This window comes from Geodermatophilus sp. SYSU D00079, assembly GCF_054050635.1.
Genome location: NZ_JBJGZS010000008.1, coordinates 88,037 through 104,389 on the forward strand (window position 1 = coordinate 88,037; position 16,353 = coordinate 104,389).

The window sequence follows — 16,353 nt, forward strand, 5'->3', positions numbered from 1 at the left end:
GCGGCGGGCCGCCGCGTCCGTACCATCGCCGCCGTGCCATCCCTGTCCGACCTCGGACAACTCCCGAAACGGCTGGTCCTGGGCCGGCCGGTGCGCAGTGACCGCGCCGGCGAGTCCCTGCTGCCCAAGCGCCTGGCGCTGCCGATCTTCGCCAGCGACCCGCTCTCCTCCGTGGCGTACGCCACCCAGGAGATCCTCATCGTGCTGACGCTGGCCGGCACCGCGTTCCTGTACCTGGCGCCGTGGCTGGCGATCGCCGTCGTGCTCCTGCTGGGCACCGTGGTGCTGTCCTACCGCCAGGTGGTGCGGGCCTACCCGTCCGGCGGCGGCGACTACGAGGTGGCGTTCAAGAACCACGGGCAGTTCGCCGGGCTCACCGTGGCCAGCGCGCTGCTGGTGGACTACGTGCTCACCGTCGCGGTGTCGGTCGCGGCGGGCACCGACAACATCATCTCGGCGTTCCCCGACCTCAACGAGCACCGGGTGGCCATCGCCGTGGGCCTGGTCGCGGTGCTGGCCGCGGCCAACCTGCGTGGCCTGCGGGAGTCCGGCCGCACCTTCGCCGTCCCGACGTACCTGTTCATCACCGGCATCCTGGTGATGATCGCCACCGGCCTGGTGCGGGACCTGTTCACCGACTCCCCGGTGGTCGCCGAGAGCGCCGGCTTCTCGATCACCCCCGAGCCCGGCTTCGAGCAGCTGGGCGGGCTGGCCCTGGTCTTCTTCGCGCTGCGCGCCTTCGCCTCCGGCTGCACCGCCCTGACCGGCGTGGAGGCCATCGCCAACGGCGTCCCGGCGTTCAAGCCACCGAAGAGCCGCAACGCCGCCACCACGCTGGCGCTGATGGGCGGCATCGCCGCGACGATGTTCGCCGGCGTGACCGCCCTCGCGCTGGCCGCCGAGGTCAAGTACGCCGAGAACCCCTGCGACCTGGAGGGCTTCGCGGACTGCGACACCGCGCCGCAGCGCACGGTCATCGCGCAGGTGGCGGCGGCGACCTTCGGCGGGGACACCTCGGTCGGCTTCTTCTACATCCAGGCGGCGACCGCGCTGGTCCTGATCCTGGCGGCCAACACCGCCTTCAACGGCTTCCCGCTGCTGGGCTCGGTGCTGGCACAGGACCGCTTCATGCCGCGGCAGCTGCACACCCGCGGCGACAAGCTGGTCTACAGCAACGGCATCCTGCTGCTGGCCGGGTTCGCCGCCCTGCTGCTCGTGGGCTTCGGTGCCGACGTCAACCGGCTGATCCAGATGTACATCGTCGGGGTCTTCACCAGCTTCTCGATCGGCCAGTGGGGCATGGTCCGGCACTGGAACCGGGAGCTGCGGACCGAGACCGAGCCCCTGGCCCGCCGCCGCATCCGCCGGTCGCAGACGATCAACGCGGTCGGCGGCACGCTGACCAGCGTCGTCCTGGTGATCATCATCGTCACCAAGTTCACCCGGGGCGCGTGGCTGGTCCTGCTGGTGATGCCGGTGCTCTTCCTGCTGATGAAGGCCATCAACCGGCACTACTCGCACGTCGCCGAGCAGCTGGCGCCCGACACCGACTCCCGGATGCTGCCCAGCAAGGTGCACGCGATCGTGCTGGTGTCGAAGGTGCACAAGCCGACGCTGCGGGCCCTGGCCTTCGCCCGGGCCACCCGCCCGGACGCGCTGACCGCACTCACCGTCAACGTCGACGACGCCGAGACCCGGGCGTTGCAGGCGCAGTGGGAGAAGTACGACATCCCCGTCCCGCTGACGGTGCTCGAGTCGCCGTACCGGGAGATCACCCGGCCCGTCCTCGACTTCGTGAAGGGCATCCGGCGGGACAGCCCGCGCGAGCTCGTCGTGGTCTTCGTGCCGCAGTACGTGGTCGGCCGGTGGTGGGAGAACGTGCTGCACAACCAGAGCGCGCTGCGGCTGCGCGCCCGGCTGCAGTTCCAGCCCGGCGTCATGATCACCACCGTGCCGTGGCAGCTGGAGAGCTCCGTGGGCCGGGACGACGACAACGGCCGGGGCGGCGGCCCGGCGCCGGGTGACCTGCGCCGCGGGCTGGCCACCGAGGAACCGGAGGCCACCCCGTATGGCTGAGCGACGTCCGAGGAGCGGCCGGCGCGGGCCCCGGCCGGAGCGCGCCGACCGCGGCGGTGGCTGGACCGGCCGGGAGTTCGAGGTCGTCGTCGGCCCGGTCGCCCACGGCGGGCACTGCGTGGCCCGGCACGAGGGCCGGGTCGTCTTCGTGCGGCACACGCTGCCCGGCGAGCGGGTCGTCGTCCGGGTCACCGAGGACCGCCACCCCGGCTTCTGCCGCGCCGACGCGGTGGAGGTCCTCGAGCCCTCGCCCGAGCGGGTGGAGCGGCCGTGCCCGTACAGCGGCCCCGGCCGGTGCGGCGGCTGCGACTGGCAGCACGTGACCCCGGCCGAGCAGCACCGGCTCAAGGCGGCGGTGGTCCGCGAGCAGTTCGCCCGGCTGGCCGGCCTGGACGTCGAGGTGGTCGTGGAGGAGCTCCCCGGCGGCCCGCTGCGCTGGCGGTCGCGGGCGCGCTTCGCCGTCGACCGCTCCGGGTTGCCGGGGCTGCGCCGGCACCGGTCGCACGACGTGGTGCCGCTCGCCGACTGCCCGATCACCGCCGAGCCGGCCGCCCGGGCGGTCCTCGGCCGCCGCTGGCCGGGGGCCGGCGCGGTGGACGTCGCCGTCGACGGCACGGGCACCGTGACCACCACCCGGCTGGACCGGCAGGGCCGACCGCAGACGACCCGGGTGCTGCGCCCGGGAGAGGAGGCGCCGGCCGAGCCGGCCGGCCGCGCCGCGCGCACCGCCGCGGGACGGGACTGGGAGGTCGAGGGCACCGGCTTCTGGCAGGTGCACCCCGCGGCCGCCGACGCCCTCGTGGCCGCCGTCGAGGCGTTCGCCGCCGTCGAGCCGGGGGAGACCGTCCTCGACCTCTACGCCGGCGCAGGCCTCTTCGGCGGGGCGCTGGCGCCGGCCGTCGGCCCCGGTGGCCGGGTGGTGTGCGTCGAGGCCGACCCGGCGGCGTGCGCGGCGGCCGAGGCCAACCTCGCCGACCTGCCGCAGACCGAGGTGTGGCAGGGCGAGGTCGACGCCGAGGGCCTGGAGGAGCTGCTGGCCGAGCTCGGGACGCCGCCGGACGTCGTCGTCCTGGACCCGCCGCGCGCCGGTGCCGGGCCGGCGGTGAGCCGGGTGCTGGCCGCTGCCGGTCCGCGGGCGGTGGTCTACGTGGCCTGCGACCCGGCGTCCCTCGCCCGTGACGTCGCCGTCCTCGGGACGGCGGGGTACCGGCTGGCGTCGGTCCGCGGGTTCGACGCGTTCCCCATGACCGCGCACGTGGAGTGCGTGGCGCTGCTGGTCAGGGACGCCTAGACCCCGCCCGGCCAGGTGCGCGGGGACCCGCGACGGTCCGTCAAGTCCCCAGCACACGTAGTCGTACGACCCCGCATCTGGGGGTGCTGACCGGCCTCGGACGGCGGCACCGTGGGTGCTGCGACGAGCCCCTCGTCTTCCCCCCGTGGGCGGGGGGCTCGTCGCGTCCGGCCGGCGCGAGGGGGACGTCGATGCACTGGTGGATGTGGCCGCTCCTGGCCTGGCTGCCCCTGTCCGCGGTGCTGGCCGCGAGCTGGCACTGGGCCACCCGGAGGGCCGACTCCGACGAGTTCCACCCCGGGCGGTCGTCGGCGCCCGCGCCGCCCCGGCCGGAGGACCGGGGCGGGCCTCGGCGGTCCCCCTGAGCCTCCGCTCCGGACCGCGCGGGCTCAGAGCGCGCAGCCGCCCCCGGAGGCGATCGGGCCGGCCGTCACCGGCCGCCCCGGGCCGGCGTTGACGACCACCGCGTGCACGCCGGTGAGGCGGCCCATGCAGGAGTCGGCGGACGACGAGCTGCCGTCCCGGCCGTCGACCCAGACGTCCAGCCAGGTCGACGCCGACGACGGGTACCCGGTGTGGCAGGCGCCGTTCTGCGGGGCGGCACCGTCGCCGCAGGTGTCCTCGACGATGAGGTAGCGGCTCAACGCCGGCACGTAGAAGCGGGTGCCCGCGGGCCAGTCGAGGGTGTGCTGCCCACCGGCCTTGGAGTGCCCCACCGCCACGGTGATCGGGTCCTCGTAGGTGCCGGTGCCACCGGCCTGCCGGTGGACGACCGGGTGGGAGATGCTCGGGCTGCCCGCCGGGGTGTTGTCGAAGAACGAGTAGCCGGTCATGTAGGCCTGGATCTCGCGCTCACCGGCGCCCACCGCCGCCGCGGGGGCCGGAGCGGGGGCGGGCCGCGGAGCCGGTGCCGGTGCCGGTGCCGGGGTCGAGCGGCTCGGGGCGGGCGCGGGGGCCGACGCCCTCACCGCAGGGGCGGGGGCCGGTGCCGGCGCCGGGGTCGACGGGACGCGGGACGCCGGAGGCGGGGCGGCGGCGCTGGTCGGCGCGTCGGAGGTGGGCGCGGGGGTCTCCGACGGCGGAGGCGGGGTGGTCTCCGGCGCGGGGGTGGGCGGAGCCGGCACGGAGGAGGGGGCCGCCGACGTGCGGGAGGCCTGGCCGACGCCGCTGCCGACGGGAGGGTGCGTGGTCTCCACGGCGCTGACCTCCTGCGCCGCGGCGTCCGCCGGGTCGTCGAGCACGAGGGCGCCGCTGCCGGCGACGATCCCCGCGATCGCCAGGCCTCCGATGGCCGTGGCAGCGCGTGAGCGTCGGGGGCGGGACAGGTCGGACGGCGTCCGGCGGGTGGCGGGCATGCGGGAAGAGGTCCCCTCGGCGGGTGGGTGGACGGCGGGGTGCGGGTCGAGCCGACCCGGCCGCTGAACTCCCAACACAGAGTGGAGTCGGTCCAGCGCTGTCAGTCACGTTAGCGGGAACGTCGAGGTGACGGAAGGGTCCGGACCCAGATCACGTCCTGCCCGGTCCGCGGGTGGCGGAGCGGGGGTCGGTTACCGTTGCTCCCCGTGACCACCTGGGAGTACGCCTCGGTCATCACGGCCAACGACGCGGAGTCGCAGCGGGCAGGGGTGAGCGTCAAGCTCCCCGGCGGCTCGCTGGAGCGGCAGAGCGGGGACACGAGCTCGGTGCTCAACCGGCTCGGCAGCGAGGGGTGGGAGCTGGTCAGCTACCACTCCAGCGGCGCCGGGACCTGGGGTTTCGAGCAGTTCTGGCTCAAGCGGCCGACGTCGGCCTGACGGGACGTCCCCGCGCGCCGGTCGCACACGTGTTCGACCGACGGTGCAGAATGGTGCGGTGGACGCGTCGCTGCCGCCGGGCTGGCCGGACGCCGTGCGCCCGCCCGGTGCGCCCGACTGGGAGCAGAGCGCCGTCGCGTGGCTGTTCGACCTCGTCCCGCCCGACTACCGCGCCCACGAGGTCCTGCGCCGCTACCCGGTGCTGCTCGCCCGCTTCGCCTCCGACCACGTGCGCGCCGGCCTGGAGGCCGCGCGCGCGGGCTGGCGCACGGTGCGGGTCGACCTGGCCGACGAGCTGCCCGCCGACGCGATGACGGCGGCGATCACCGCCTACGAGCGCGAGGGTGCCCGCCTGGCGGTGGCCGCGCGCGGGGTCGAGGTGGTCGCCGGAGCCCTCCGCGGCGAGCGCTGGGTGCCCCGGTTGTGAGCGGACGGGGGCGCGGGCACCGTCGCGAGGAGCAGTTCGCCCCCCGGGTTGTGAGCCTGCATCCAGCCCCCGCTCTCGACCGGAAGAGCACAGGGAACGCGGCTACAGTTGATCGGCGGCCGTTGCCGAGCCGTGCACCTGCCGCCGTCAGAGAGGACACCTCCTACCCGTGTCGCTCCTGCGATCGCTCCGCAGCCCCGCCGACCTGAGGGCGCTGCCCGCCGATCAGCTCCCGGCGCTCGCTGCCGAGATCCGCGACGCCCTCGTCACCAGCGTGGCCCGCACCGGTGGTCACCTGGGCCCCAACCTGGGGGCCGTCGAGCTCACCATCGCCCTGCACCGGGTCTTCGACTCCCCGCACGAGCCGATCGTCTTCGACACCGGTCACCAGAGCTACGTGCACAAGATGCTCACCGGCCGGGTGGAGGGCTTCGAGCGGCTGCGCCAGCGCGGCGGCCTGTCCGGGTACCCGAGCCGCGCGGAGAGCGAGCACGACTGGGTCGAGAACAGCCACGCCTCCACGTCGCTGTCCTACGCCGACGGGCTGGCCAAGGCCTTCGCCGTCCGCGGGCAGAAGCGGCCGGTCGTCGCCGTCATCGGCGACGGTGCGCTGACCGGCGGCATGGCCTGGGAGGCGCTGAACAACATCGCCGCCGCCCACGACCGGCCGGTGGTCATCGTGGTCAACGACAACGGCCGGTCGTACTCGCCGACCATCGGCGGCGTCGCCGACGCACTGGCCACCCTGCGGCTGCGGCCCGGCTACGAGCAGGCGCTGCTGCAGGTCCGCCAGGCGCTGCACCGGGCGCCGGTGCTCGGCTCGGCCCTCTACGACGCGCTGCACGCGATCAAGAAGGGGCTCAAGGACGTCCTCTCGCCGCAGGGCATGTTCGAGGACCTCGGCCTGAAGTACGTCGGCCCCGTCGACGGCCACGACGTCGAGGTGATGGAGTCCGCGCTGCGCCGGGCCCGCTCCTTCGGCGGGCCGGTCATCGTCCACGCGGTCACCACCAAGGGCTTCGGGTACCCGCCGGCCGAGACCGACCAGATCGACGCCTGGCACGCCACCGGCGTCTTCGACCCCGACAGCGGCGCCAGCGCCGCCGCGGCCCGCGACTGGACCGCGGCGTTCTCCGACGAGCTGGTGCGCATCGGCGTCGAGCGCTCCGACGTCGTGGCGATCACCGCGGCGATGCTGCACCCGACCGGGCTGGCCCCGTTCGCCGAGCGGTTCCCCGACCGCACCTTCGACGTCGGGATCGCCGAGCAGCACGCGCTCACCTCGGCGGCGGGCCTGGCGATGGGCGGCCTGCACCCGGTGGTCGCCGTCTACTCCACGTTCCTCAACCGCGCCTTCGACCAGCTGCTCATGGACGTCGCGCTGCACCGCCAGCCGGTGACCGTCGTCCTGGACCGGGCCGGGGTCACCGGCACCGACGGCGCCTCCCACAACGGCATGTGGGACATGTCGATCCTCTCCGTCGTCCCCGGCCTGCGGCTGGCCGCGCCGCGGGACGAGCCCACCCTGCGGGAGGCGCTGCGCGAGGCGGTCGCCGTCACCGACGGCCCCACCGTGCTCCGGTTCCCGAAGGGCGCGCCGCCGGTCGACCTGCCGGCGCTGGAGCGACGCGGGCCGGTCGACGTCCTGCGCCGCGGGGCGCGGGAGGAGGTGCTGCTGGTCGCCGTCGGCTCGATGGTGCCGATGTGCCTGGCCGCGGCCGAGCGCGCCGCCGACCACGGCATCGAGGTCACCGTCGTCGACCCGCGCTGGGTGCTGCCGGTGGCGCCGGAGCTGGTGGAGCTGGCCGCCGCGCACCGGCTGGTGGTCACCGTCGAGGACGGCGGCCGCGCCGGCGGGGTCGGCACCACGCTGACCCAGGCGCTGCAGGACCGCGGTTGCGACGTGCCGGTGCGCTCCCTCGGCCTGCCGCAGGAGTTCCTCGAGCACGGCAGCCGCGGCCAGGTGCTCGCCGATGCCGGGCTGACCGAGCAGGACGTCGCCCGCCGGATCGCCGAGTGGGCCGCGGTGGTGGCCGAGCGCGTCGAGGGGCGGGTGACGGAGGTCGTCGAGGGGGCGCCGTGAGCGTGATCGCCGAGATCCAGGTCGCGCCCTCACCGCCAGGCACGGCGGAGGACCCCCACGCCCACGTGGAGGCGGCGATCGCGGTCATCCAGGCCTCGGGGCTGCGGTACGAGGTCGGCGCCCTCGGGACGACGCTGGAGGGCGAGGCCGACGAGGTGTGGGCCACGCTGCGCGCCGCGCACGAGGCGATGCTGGCAGCCGGCGCGACCGGCGGGCTGTCGCACATCAAGGTCGCCTCGGTGCACCGGACGATGGACAGCCTCACCCACAAGTTCCGGTGAGACGACGAGAGCGCCGCACCCCGCGTCGAGGGGTGCGGCGCTCTCGTCGTCCTCGTCAGGCGGGCAGGGAGGCCACCCCGCGGGGCAGGAAGCGCTTCCCGGTGACCGCCTCGGAGACGCCGGCGCGGTCCAGGTACGCGGAGATGCCGCCCAGCCAGAACGGCCACCCGGCGCCCAGGAGCATGCACAGGTCGATGTCCTGCACCGCCTGGACGACGCCCTCGTCGAGCATGAGCCCGATCTCCTGCGCCAGCGCCCGCTCGGCGTTCTCCCGCAGCTGCTCCTCGGTGAGCGGCGAGCTCCCGGCCTCGGTGCCGGCCAGGTCGGGGTCGACCACGCCAGGCTCGGAGAACACCGACGCCCGGCCCAGCTCGACCATCCGCCGCAGCCCCTCGCCGACGGCGAAGCGGTCGGGGAAGGCCTCGTGCATCCGCTCGGCCACGTGCAGGGCCACCGGGGGGCCGACGAGCGTGAGCAGCTCGAACGGCGTCATGGGCAGGCCCAGCGGCTCCAGCGCCCGCTCGGCCACGGCGACCGGGGTGCCGGCGTCGACGGCCGCGGTGACCTCCCCGAGGAAGCGGGTGAGGAGCCGGTTGACCACGAACGCCGGGGCGTCGGCGACGAGCACGCAGCTCTTCCCCAACGCCTTGCCGACGGCGAACGCGGTGGCCAGCGTGGCGTCGTCGGTGCGCTCGGCCCGCACCACCTCCAGCAGCGGCAGCACGGCCACGGGGTTGAAGAAGTGCAGGCCGACGACCCGCTCGGGGTGCTCCAGCTTCGAGGCCATCTCCGTCACCGACAGCGCCGAGGTGTTGGTGGCCAGCACGCACGTCTCGGACACCACCGCCTCGACCTCGGCGAGGACCTGCTGCTTGACCGACCGCTCCTCGAAGACGGCCTCGATCACGAGGTCGGCGTCGGCGAAGGCGTCCTTGGACAGCGAGCCGGTCACCAGGGCGGTGAGGCGGTTGAGCCGGTCGGCCGACAGCCGGCCCGCGGCCGCCAGCTCCTCCAGCTCGCGGTGCACGGAGGCGACGCCCTTGTCCAGCCGCGCCTGGTCGACGTCGGTCAGGACGACCGGCACCTCCAGCCGCCGCGCGAACAGCAGCGCCAGCTGCGAGGCCATGAGCCCCGCACCCACGACGCCGACCTTGGTGACCCTGCGGGCCAGCCCCCGGTCGGGGGCGCCGGCCGGCCGCCTGGCCCGCTTGTCGACCAGGTCGAAGGAGTACAGGCTCGCCCGCAGCTCGTCGCTCATGAGCAGCTCGGTGAGGGCGTCGTCCTCGGCGGCGGTGCCGGCGGCGAACGCCTCGTCGTCGACGCCGGCGCGGGCCCGGTCGAGCAGCTCCACGGCTCGCAGCGCGCCCGGGGAGGCGTTGCGGGTGCGGGCGGCGACGATCCCGCGGGCCCGGGCGATCGCGTCGTCCCAGGCCGCGCGGTCGACCTCGGGACGGGAGACGGCGACGTCGCCGGACAGCACGCCGGCCGCCCACTCCAGGGAGCGCTCCAGGAAGTCGGCCGGCTCGAGGACGACGTCGGCGATGCCGAGCCGGGCGGCCCTCGGCCCCGGCGTCATCCGGTTCTGGGCCAGCGCGTTCTCGACGACGACGGTGACCGCCGGGTCGATGCCGACCAGGTTGGGCAGCAGCTGCGTGCCGCCCCAGCCGGGCACCAGGCCGAGGAACACCTCGGGGAAGGCGACGGCCGCGGTCGTGGCGATCGTGCGGTAGTGGCAGTGCAGCGCCAGCTCCAGGCCACCGCCCAGTGCCGCGCCGTTGACGAAGGCGAACGTCGGGACGGTGGAGTCCTTCAGCCGGCGGAACACCCGGTGCCCGGTCTCGGCGATCTCCCGGGCGTCGTCGGCCGAGGTGATCGACGGGACGCCGGAGAGGTCGGCGCCGACGGCGAAGACGAACGGCTTGCCGGTGACGGCGATCGCGGCCGGGGCGGGCGAGTGGGCCGCGACCTCGTCGAGCGCGGCGTCGAGCGAGGCGAGGCCGGCGGGCCCGAAGGTGGAGGGGCGGGTGTGGTCGTGACCGTTGTCCAGGGTGATGAGCGCGACCTCGCCCGCCACGCCCGGCACCGCCAGGTACCGGACCCTGGCGGTGGTGACGACCTCGTCCTCGAACACGGCGCTCATGCCGCGGCCCCTTCCCAGTTCGGGTTCTCCCAGATCACGGTGCCGCCCATGCCCAGACCGATGCACATGGCGGTGAGGCCGTAGCGGACGTCGGGCCGCTCGGCGAACTGGCGGGACAGCTGGGTCATCAGCCGCACGCCGGAGGAGGCCAGCGGGTGGCCGACGGCGATGGCGCCGCCCCACGGGTTGACCCGCTCGTCGTCGTCGGCGATGCCGAAGTGGTCCAGGAACGCCAGCACCTGGACGGCGAAGGCCTCGTTGAGCTCGAACAGGCCGATGTCGTCGATCGACAGGCCGGTGCGGGCCAGCGCCTTCTCCGTGGAGGGCACCGGGCCCACGCCCATCACCTCGGGCTCGACGCCGGCGAAGCCGTAGCCGACCAGTCGCATGCCGACGTGCAGGCCCAGCTCGCGGGCGACGTCCTCGGCGGCGAGCAGGCAGCCGGTGGCGCCGTCGTTGAGGCCCGCCGCGTTGCCGGCGGTCACGTGCCCGTGCGGGCGGAAGGGCGTCGTGAGGGCGGCCAGCCCGTCGAGGGTGGTGGTCGGCCGCGGCGGCTCGTCGACGGTGGCCAGGCCCCAGCCCTGCTCGGCCGAGCGGGTGGCGACCGGCACCAGTTCGGGGCCGATCTGCCCGTTGGCCACGGCCTTGGCGTAGCGCTGCTGGCTGGCCACGGCGAAGGCGTCGGCGCGCTCCCTGGTCAGGTGCGGGAAGCGGTCGTGCAGGTTCTCCGCGGTGGAGCCCATGACCAGCGCGGAGCCGTCGACGAGCTCCTCGCTGAAGAACCGCGGGTTCGGGTCGGCGCCCTCGCCCATCGGGTGGCGGCCCATGTGCTCCACGCCGCCGGCGATGGCGACGTCGTAGGCGCCGAACGCGATGCCCGACGCGGTGGTGGTGACGGCGGTCATCGCGCCGGCGCACATGCGGTCGACGGCGTAGCCGGGGACGCTCGTCGGCAGCCCGGCCAGCAGCGCGGCGGTGCGGCCGATGGTCAGCCCCTGGTCGCCGATCTGCGTGGTCGCGGCGATGGCGACCTCGTCGACCCGGTCGGCCGGCAGCGACGGGTTGCGCCGCAGCAGTTCCCGGATGCAGCGCACGACCAGGTCGTCGGCGCGCGTCTCGGCGTAGATGCCCTTCGGGCCGGCCTTGCCGAAGGGGGTGCGCACGCCGTCGACGAAGACGACCTCACGCAGCGAGCGTGGCCGCCGCTCTCGAGATGACACAGGACCTCCGCAGCAGTTCGGGACCGGCCCGGTCGGGGCGCGGCACCGGACAAGTTACCCGTCGGTAACAGCTGCCGCCTGCCCCTCTCGGGGGTGTCGCCGGCGCACGGTGCGGCGAGATCCCGCGATCTCGCCCCGCAGGGCGGGGAGTTCCGTGCGAGATCGCGTGATCTCGCCCCGCAGGGCGGGGAAATCCGTACGAGATCGCGTGATCTCGCCCCGCCGGGCGGGGGGATCCGTACGAGATCGCGTGATCTCGACGGGCGCGGAGGCGCCGGCCTCAGGCCCGGCTGACGGCGTCGGTGAGCAGGTCGCGGGTGAGCTCGATCTGCCACTCGCGGGCGCCGCCGGCCCGCAGCACGTCGGCGACCGACCCGGCGTCGCGGGACTCCGGCGGTGCCCACATGAGCCGCCGGACCAGGTCGGGGGAGAGCAGATTCTCCACCGGCACGCTGTGCTTCTCCGACAGCTCGGCCAGCCCGGCGCGGGCCACCTGCAGGCGGGTGGCGGCGGCGGGGTCCCGGTCGGCCCAGCGGTTGACCGGCGGCGGCCCGTCACCGGGCTTGCTGTGCAGCGGCAGCTCGGTGTCGGGCAGCTCCCGGCCGCGGACCAGCGCGCCGAACCAGGTGCCCACCAGCTTGCGGTTGGCGCGGCCGCGGAAGACCGGGAGCTCCAGCAGCGCCGCCTCCGACCGCGGGTCGGCCTGGACGGCGGAGACCATCGCGGCGTCGGGCAGCACGCGGCCGGGGGCGACGTCGCGGCGGCGGGCCAGGTCGTCGCGTGCCTGCCACAGCGAGCGCAGCATGCCCAGCTGACGCCGGTTGCGCAGGCCGTGCACCCCGGACGTGCGCCGCCACGGGTCCGCCTTGGGCGCCGGGGGGCCCGCGGCGAGGATCGCCTCGAACTCCTGGCGCGCCCACTCGGTCTTGCCCTGCTCCTCGAGGATCGCGGCCAGCGCGTCCCGCAGGTCGACCAGCACCTCGACGTCGAGGGCGGCGTACACCAGCCACTCCTCGGGCAGCGGCCGGGTGCTCCAGTCGGCGGCGGAGTGCCCCTTCTGCAGCGAGTAGCCCAGCAGCGACTCCACGACCGCGCCCAGGCCCACCCGCGGCAGCCCGGCCAGGCGGGCGGCCAGCTCGGTGTCGAACACCCGCGTGGGCACCAGGCCGATCTCGGCGAGGCAGGGGAGGTCCTGGTTGGCCGCGTGCAGCACCCACTCCGCGTCGGCGATCGCCTCCTGGACCACCGAGAGGTCCGGCAGCGGTACGGGGTCGACCAGGCCGGTGCCGGCGCCGGCGCGGCGCAGCTGGACGAGGTAGGCGCGCTGGCCGTAGCGGTAGCCGGAGGCGCGCTCGGCGTCGACGGCCACGGGGCCGGTGCCGGCGCGCAGCGCGTCGGCGTACTCCACCAGCGCGGTGGAGGTCTCGATGACCGGGGGCAGGCCCTCGCGGGGAGCGAGCAGCGGGATCGCCGGGGGAGCGGACTGCTCCTCGTCCGGCGCCGGGATGGGCTCGGTGCTCAGCGCTCGTCCACCTTCTCGCCCGTGTCGTCAGCGTCTGCGGCGCCGGCAGCGCGCAGCTCCGCGGTACGGGACCGCAGGAGCCGGGGGAGGGACAGCCGGCGCGGGGGCGCCTGGTGCCCCCTCGGTACACCGATGTTAGAGAGTGCCGCCGCCGGAGGGGCCGGAGGGACCCAGCAGCCGGACGCCGGGGGGTGGCAGCCCCGCCGCGTTGCCCAGCACCTCCAGCCAGGCCAGCAGGTGGCGGTCCAGGGCGCTGTCCTCGGCGGTCCAGGAGGCGCGGATCTCGACGTCCACGGAGTGCTCGGGGCCGGCCAGCTCGCCGAACCGGGTGGAGGCGGTGCGGGTGACTGTGCCCCCGACGGCGTGGTGCGTGGCACCGGCCTCGGCGAGGGCGTCGGTGAGCCAGCTCCACGCCACCTCGGAGAACATCGCGTCGTCGACCATGTGCTCGTCGGTGGCCGCCGAGAGGTAGCCGACGCAGCGGGTGGTGCCGGCCCAGGACTCGTGGCCGGCCGGGTCGTGCAGCACGATGAACCGGCCGCTGGCCACCTCGACCTCCTCGTCGCCGTCGGGCTCGGTGACCAGCGCGCCCACCGCGTGGGCGTAGGGGGCCAGCCGCTGCGGGGCGGGGATCGGCTCGAGGGTGATCTCCGGCCGGGCGGTCACGCCGGCCAGCGCCTCCAGGGCAGCCCGGAACTCCGGGGGGACGTCGCCGCTCCGGTCACCGGCGCCGTGCCCGGCACCGGCCAGGCTGGAAGGCTCCACGTTCGCAGGGTAGGGCGAGCACCGGCCCCGCGCGCCCGACGCGCCGCACGGTTCTGGGAGGATCGACGGTCGTGACCCCCGTTGGCGACGCCCGCACCTCCCCGGCCGACTCCGACCTCGTGCAGGCCGCGCGCGGCCTGCCGGTGAGCCGGACCCCGGTGTGGTTCATGCGCCAGGCCGGCCGCTCGCTGCCGGAGTACCGCGCGCTGCGGGCCGGCACGGCGATGCTCGAGGCCTGCCAGGACCCCGACCTGGTCACCGAGATCACCCTGCAGCCGGTCCGCCGGCACGGGGTGGACGCCGCGATCCTCTTCTCCGACATCGTGCTGCCGCTGGTCGTGGCCGGCGTGGACATCGAGATCAAGCCGGGCATCGGGCCGGTCGTGGCCCAACCGGTGCGCACCGTCGCCGACGTCGACGCGCTGCCGCCGCTGGAGCCCGAGCGGCTGGCCTTCCTGGAGACCGCGGTGCGCCGGCTGGTCGCCGAGCTCGGCCCGACGCCGCTGATCGGGTTCGCCGGTGCGCCGTTCACGCTGGCCACCTACCTGATCGAGGGCGGGCCGTCGAAGGAGCACGCCCGCACCAAGGCGTTCATGTACGCCGAGCCGGAGGCCTGGACCCGGCTGCTGGACCGGCTGGCGGTCTCCGCGGCCACCTTCCTGCGGGCCCAGGTCGACGCCGGTGTCTCGGCGGTCCAGCTGTTCGACTCCTGGGCCGGTGTGCTGTCGGCGGCCGACTACGCCGAGCGGGTGCTGCCGCACTCGCGGGCGGTCTTCGACGGGCTGGGGGACCGCGACGTGCCCCGCATCCACTTCGGCGTCGGCACCGGCGAGCTGCTGGCGCTGATCGGGGACGCCGGCGCCGACGTGGTGGGCGTCGACTGGCGGGTGCCGCTGGACGAGGCGGCGCGCCGGGTGGGCCCGCAGCGCTCCCTGCAGGGCAACCTCGACCCCGCCGTCCTGCTCGCCGACCGGGCGACCGTCGACCGCGAGGTCCGCCGGGTGGTCGAGCAGGGCCGGGCCGCCCGTGGGCACGTGTTCAACCTCGGCCACGGCGTCCTCCCGGACACCGACCCGGGTGTGCTCACCCACGTCGTCGAGCTGGTCCACGAGCTGACCCGGCGGTGACCCCGTCCCGCCCCACCACCCCGGCGAGCGGTCGGCTGGTCGTCGTCGGGGCCGGCATCACCGGTCTGGCCGCCGCCTTCGAGTGGCGCCGGCGACGTCCGGACGACGAGATCGTCGTGCTGGAGGCCGGCGACCGCGTCGGCGGGAAGCTGGGCCGCGTCCAGCTGGCCGGGCACTGGTACGACACCGGGCCCGAGGCGATGCTCGCCCGGGTGCCCGAGGCGGTGCAGCTCGTGGAGCGGCTGGGGCTGGCCGACCGGCTGGTCCGTCCGGCCACCACGCAGGCCTCGGTGGTGCTCCCCGACGGCCGGCACCGGCTGCCGGCCGGCACCATGCTCGGCGTCCCCGCCTCGGCCGACGGCCTCGACGGCATCCTCACCCCCGACGGCGTGGCCCGGGTGGCCGCGGAGGCGCAGCTGCCGCCGCTCACCCTGGACGGCGACGTCGCCGTCGGCACCCTGCTGCGGGAGCGGCTCGGCGACGAGGTGGTCGACCGGCTGGTCGAGCCGCTGCTCGGCGGCGTGTACGCGGGGCGGGCCGACGAGCTGTCCCTGACCGCGACCATGCCCGCGCTCGCGGCCCACCTGCCGCGCGCCGGGTCGGTGCTCGGCGCGGCGGCCGCCGCCCGGGACGCCGGCGCCCGCAGCCGGTTCGACGCCGACGCGCCGGTGTTCGTGACCGTGTCCGACGGCATCGGCGGCCTGCCGGACGCGCTGGTGGCAGCCTCCCGCGCCGACGTCCGGCTGGGCACGCCCGCGCACGCGCTGACCCGGACGCCGGCCGGCTTCGAGCTCTCGATCGGCCCGGCCGCCGCCCCCGGGACGCTGACCGCCGACGCCGTCCTCGTGACCGCGCCGGCGCCCGAGGCGGCGCGGCTGCTGGCCGAGGTGGCGCCGGGCGCGGTCGAGCCGCTGCAGGGGATCCCGTACGCGTCGATGGCCGTCGTCGCGATGGCCTTCCCCGCGCAGGAGGTCGAGGCCGGCTCCGGTCTGCTGGTGCCCCCGGTGACCGGCCGGCTGGTCAAGGGCGTCACCGTGTCGTCGGCCAAGTGGCCGCACCTCGCCGGCGGGCACCTGCTGGTCCGCTCGTCGGTCGGCCGGTTCCGCGACGAGTCCCAGCTGCAGCGTCCCGACGAGGACTTCGCCGCCGCCGTGGTCGCCGACGTCGCCGACCTGCTCGGGCTGTCCCGCCCGGAGCCGGTGGCCACGCGGGTGGTGCGCTGGGGTGGTGGGCTGCCGCAGTACCTGGTCGGCCACCAGGAGCGGGTCGACGCGGTCCGGACGGCGGTCAGCGCGGTGCCGGGCCTGGCGATCGCGGGCGCGGCGTTCCGCGGCGTCGGCGTCCCGGCCTGCATCCGCGACGCCCACCACGCCCTGGACGCGCTGTCCTGAGCCGTGGCGGGGACCACCGCGGCCCCGGGCATCGCCGGCGCACCGCGGTTGTTGAGGACGGGGTGAGGACAGTGCACCACCCGAACGAGCCCATCCGCCCCGGACCCCGGACCCCCCGTTGCCTGCGCCACCACGTATGGATGGCCGCCTGCGACGACTGCCGCGACGCCCACACCACCGCCGTCAGGCGCACACGGGAGCAGCCGGGAGAACCCACCGACGCGGCCGCCTGAGCCG

13 protein-coding genes are annotated in these 16,353 nt (G+C 75.6%); 8 read left to right on the top strand and 5 right to left on the bottom strand.

Annotated elements, in window-relative coordinates:
* The first annotated feature begins 33 nt into the window (after positions 1–33).
* Together ACI79E_RS09415 and ACI79E_RS09420 are read left to right on the top strand one after the other, a co-directional pair.
* A complete protein-coding gene (locus ACI79E_RS09415) occupies positions 34–2,076 on the top strand; it encodes an APC family permease (protein WP_456932266.1) in 2,043 nt (680 codons plus the stop codon).
* Positions 2,069–3,367 (top strand): class I SAM-dependent RNA methyltransferase, encoded by a 1,299-nt coding sequence (locus ACI79E_RS09420; RefSeq protein WP_456932267.1) that lies wholly within the window; start codon positions 2,069–2,071, stop codon positions 3,365–3,367. The genes ACI79E_RS09415 and ACI79E_RS09420 overlap by 8 nt, the downstream gene beginning before the upstream one ends.
* 389 nt (positions 3,368–3,756) lie before the next feature.
* Here the strand turns inward: ACI79E_RS09420 and ACI79E_RS09425 are convergent, their stop codons facing one another.
* Positions 3,757–4,722: a hypothetical protein gene (locus ACI79E_RS09425; protein ID WP_456932268.1), complete on the bottom strand. Its 966-nt coding sequence runs from the start codon at positions 4,720–4,722 to the stop codon at positions 3,757–3,759.
* 207 nt (positions 4,723–4,929) lie between these two features.
* Here ACI79E_RS09425 and ACI79E_RS09430 point away from each other — a divergent pair, with 207 nt between their 5' ends.
* The 4 genes from ACI79E_RS09430 (at position 4,930) to ACI79E_RS09445 (ending at position 7,951) form a co-directional block, all read left to right on the top strand.
* Entirely contained in the window at positions 4,930–5,160 is a 231-nt protein-coding gene (locus ACI79E_RS09430; RefSeq protein ID WP_456850979.1) for a DUF4177 domain-containing protein, read from the top strand.
* A gap of 58 nt (positions 5,161–5,218) precedes the next feature.
* Positions 5,219–5,587, top strand: coding sequence for a hypothetical protein (locus ACI79E_RS09435; protein WP_456932269.1), 369 nt, complete (start codon positions 5,219–5,221; stop codon positions 5,585–5,587).
* A gap of 169 nt (positions 5,588–5,756) precedes the next feature.
* Positions 5,757–7,670: a 1-deoxy-D-xylulose-5-phosphate synthase gene (gene dxs, locus ACI79E_RS09440; RefSeq protein ID WP_456932270.1), complete on the top strand. Its 1,914-nt coding sequence runs from the start codon at positions 5,757–5,759 to the stop codon at positions 7,668–7,670.
* Positions 7,667–7,951, top strand: coding sequence for a thiamine-binding protein (locus ACI79E_RS09445; protein WP_456932271.1), 285 nt, complete (start codon positions 7,667–7,669; stop codon positions 7,949–7,951). Before dxs ends, ACI79E_RS09445 begins: the two co-directional genes overlap by 4 nt.
* Before the next feature lie 55 nt (positions 7,952–8,006).
* Here the strand turns inward: ACI79E_RS09445 and ACI79E_RS09450 are convergent, their stop codons facing one another.
* The 4 genes from ACI79E_RS09450 to ACI79E_RS09465 all read right to left on the bottom strand — a co-directional run bounded on the left by ACI79E_RS09450 (position 8,007) and on the right by ACI79E_RS09465 (position 13,598).
* On the bottom strand, positions 8,007–10,091 hold the full coding sequence (locus ACI79E_RS09450; protein ID WP_456932272.1) for a 3-hydroxyacyl-CoA dehydrogenase NAD-binding domain-containing protein: 2,085 nt from the start codon (positions 10,089–10,091) through the stop codon (positions 8,007–8,009).
* Positions 10,088–11,311: a thiolase family protein gene (locus tag ACI79E_RS09455; protein WP_456932273.1), complete on the bottom strand. Its 1,224-nt coding sequence runs from the start codon at positions 11,309–11,311 to the stop codon at positions 10,088–10,090. Before ACI79E_RS09455 ends, ACI79E_RS09450 begins: the two co-directional genes overlap by 4 nt.
* Before the next feature lie 280 nt (positions 11,312–11,591).
* A complete protein-coding gene (locus tag ACI79E_RS09460; protein ID WP_456932313.1) occupies positions 11,592–12,833 on the bottom strand; it encodes an HRDC domain-containing protein in 1,242 nt (413 codons plus the stop codon).
* Between the two features lie 135 nt (positions 12,834–12,968).
* Positions 12,969–13,598: a DUF3000 domain-containing protein gene (locus ACI79E_RS09465; protein WP_456932274.1), complete on the bottom strand. Its 630-nt coding sequence runs from the start codon at positions 13,596–13,598 to the stop codon at positions 12,969–12,971.
* 71 nt (positions 13,599–13,669) lie between these two features.
* Between ACI79E_RS09465 and hemE the strand changes: the two genes are divergently transcribed.
* Positions 13,670–14,725, top strand: a complete 1,056-nt coding sequence (hemE, locus tag ACI79E_RS09470; protein WP_456932275.1) for a uroporphyrinogen decarboxylase — start codon at positions 13,670–13,672, stop codon at positions 14,723–14,725.
* Complete coding sequence (gene hemG, locus ACI79E_RS09475) at positions 14,722–16,116, top strand: protoporphyrinogen oxidase (RefSeq protein WP_456932276.1); 1,395 nt, start codon at positions 14,722–14,724, stop codon at positions 16,114–16,116. The genes hemE and hemG overlap by 4 nt, the downstream gene beginning before the upstream one ends.
* The last annotated feature ends 237 nt before the right edge of the window (positions 16,117–16,353 follow it).

Excerpts from the sequence above, each read along its gene's own strand:
- ACI79E_RS09425 (WP_456932268.1), bottom strand. The coding sequence starts at position 4,722 with ATGCCCGCCACCCGCCGGACGCCGTCCGACCTGTCCCGCCCCCGACGC.
- ACI79E_RS09420 (WP_456932267.1), top strand. The coding sequence starts at position 2,069 with ATGGCTGAGCGACGTCCGAGGAGCGGCCGGCGCGGGCCCCGGCCGGAG.
- ACI79E_RS09450 (WP_456932272.1), bottom strand. The coding sequence starts at position 10,091 with ATGAGCGCCGTGTTCGAGGACGAGGTCGTCACCACCGCCAGGGTCCGG.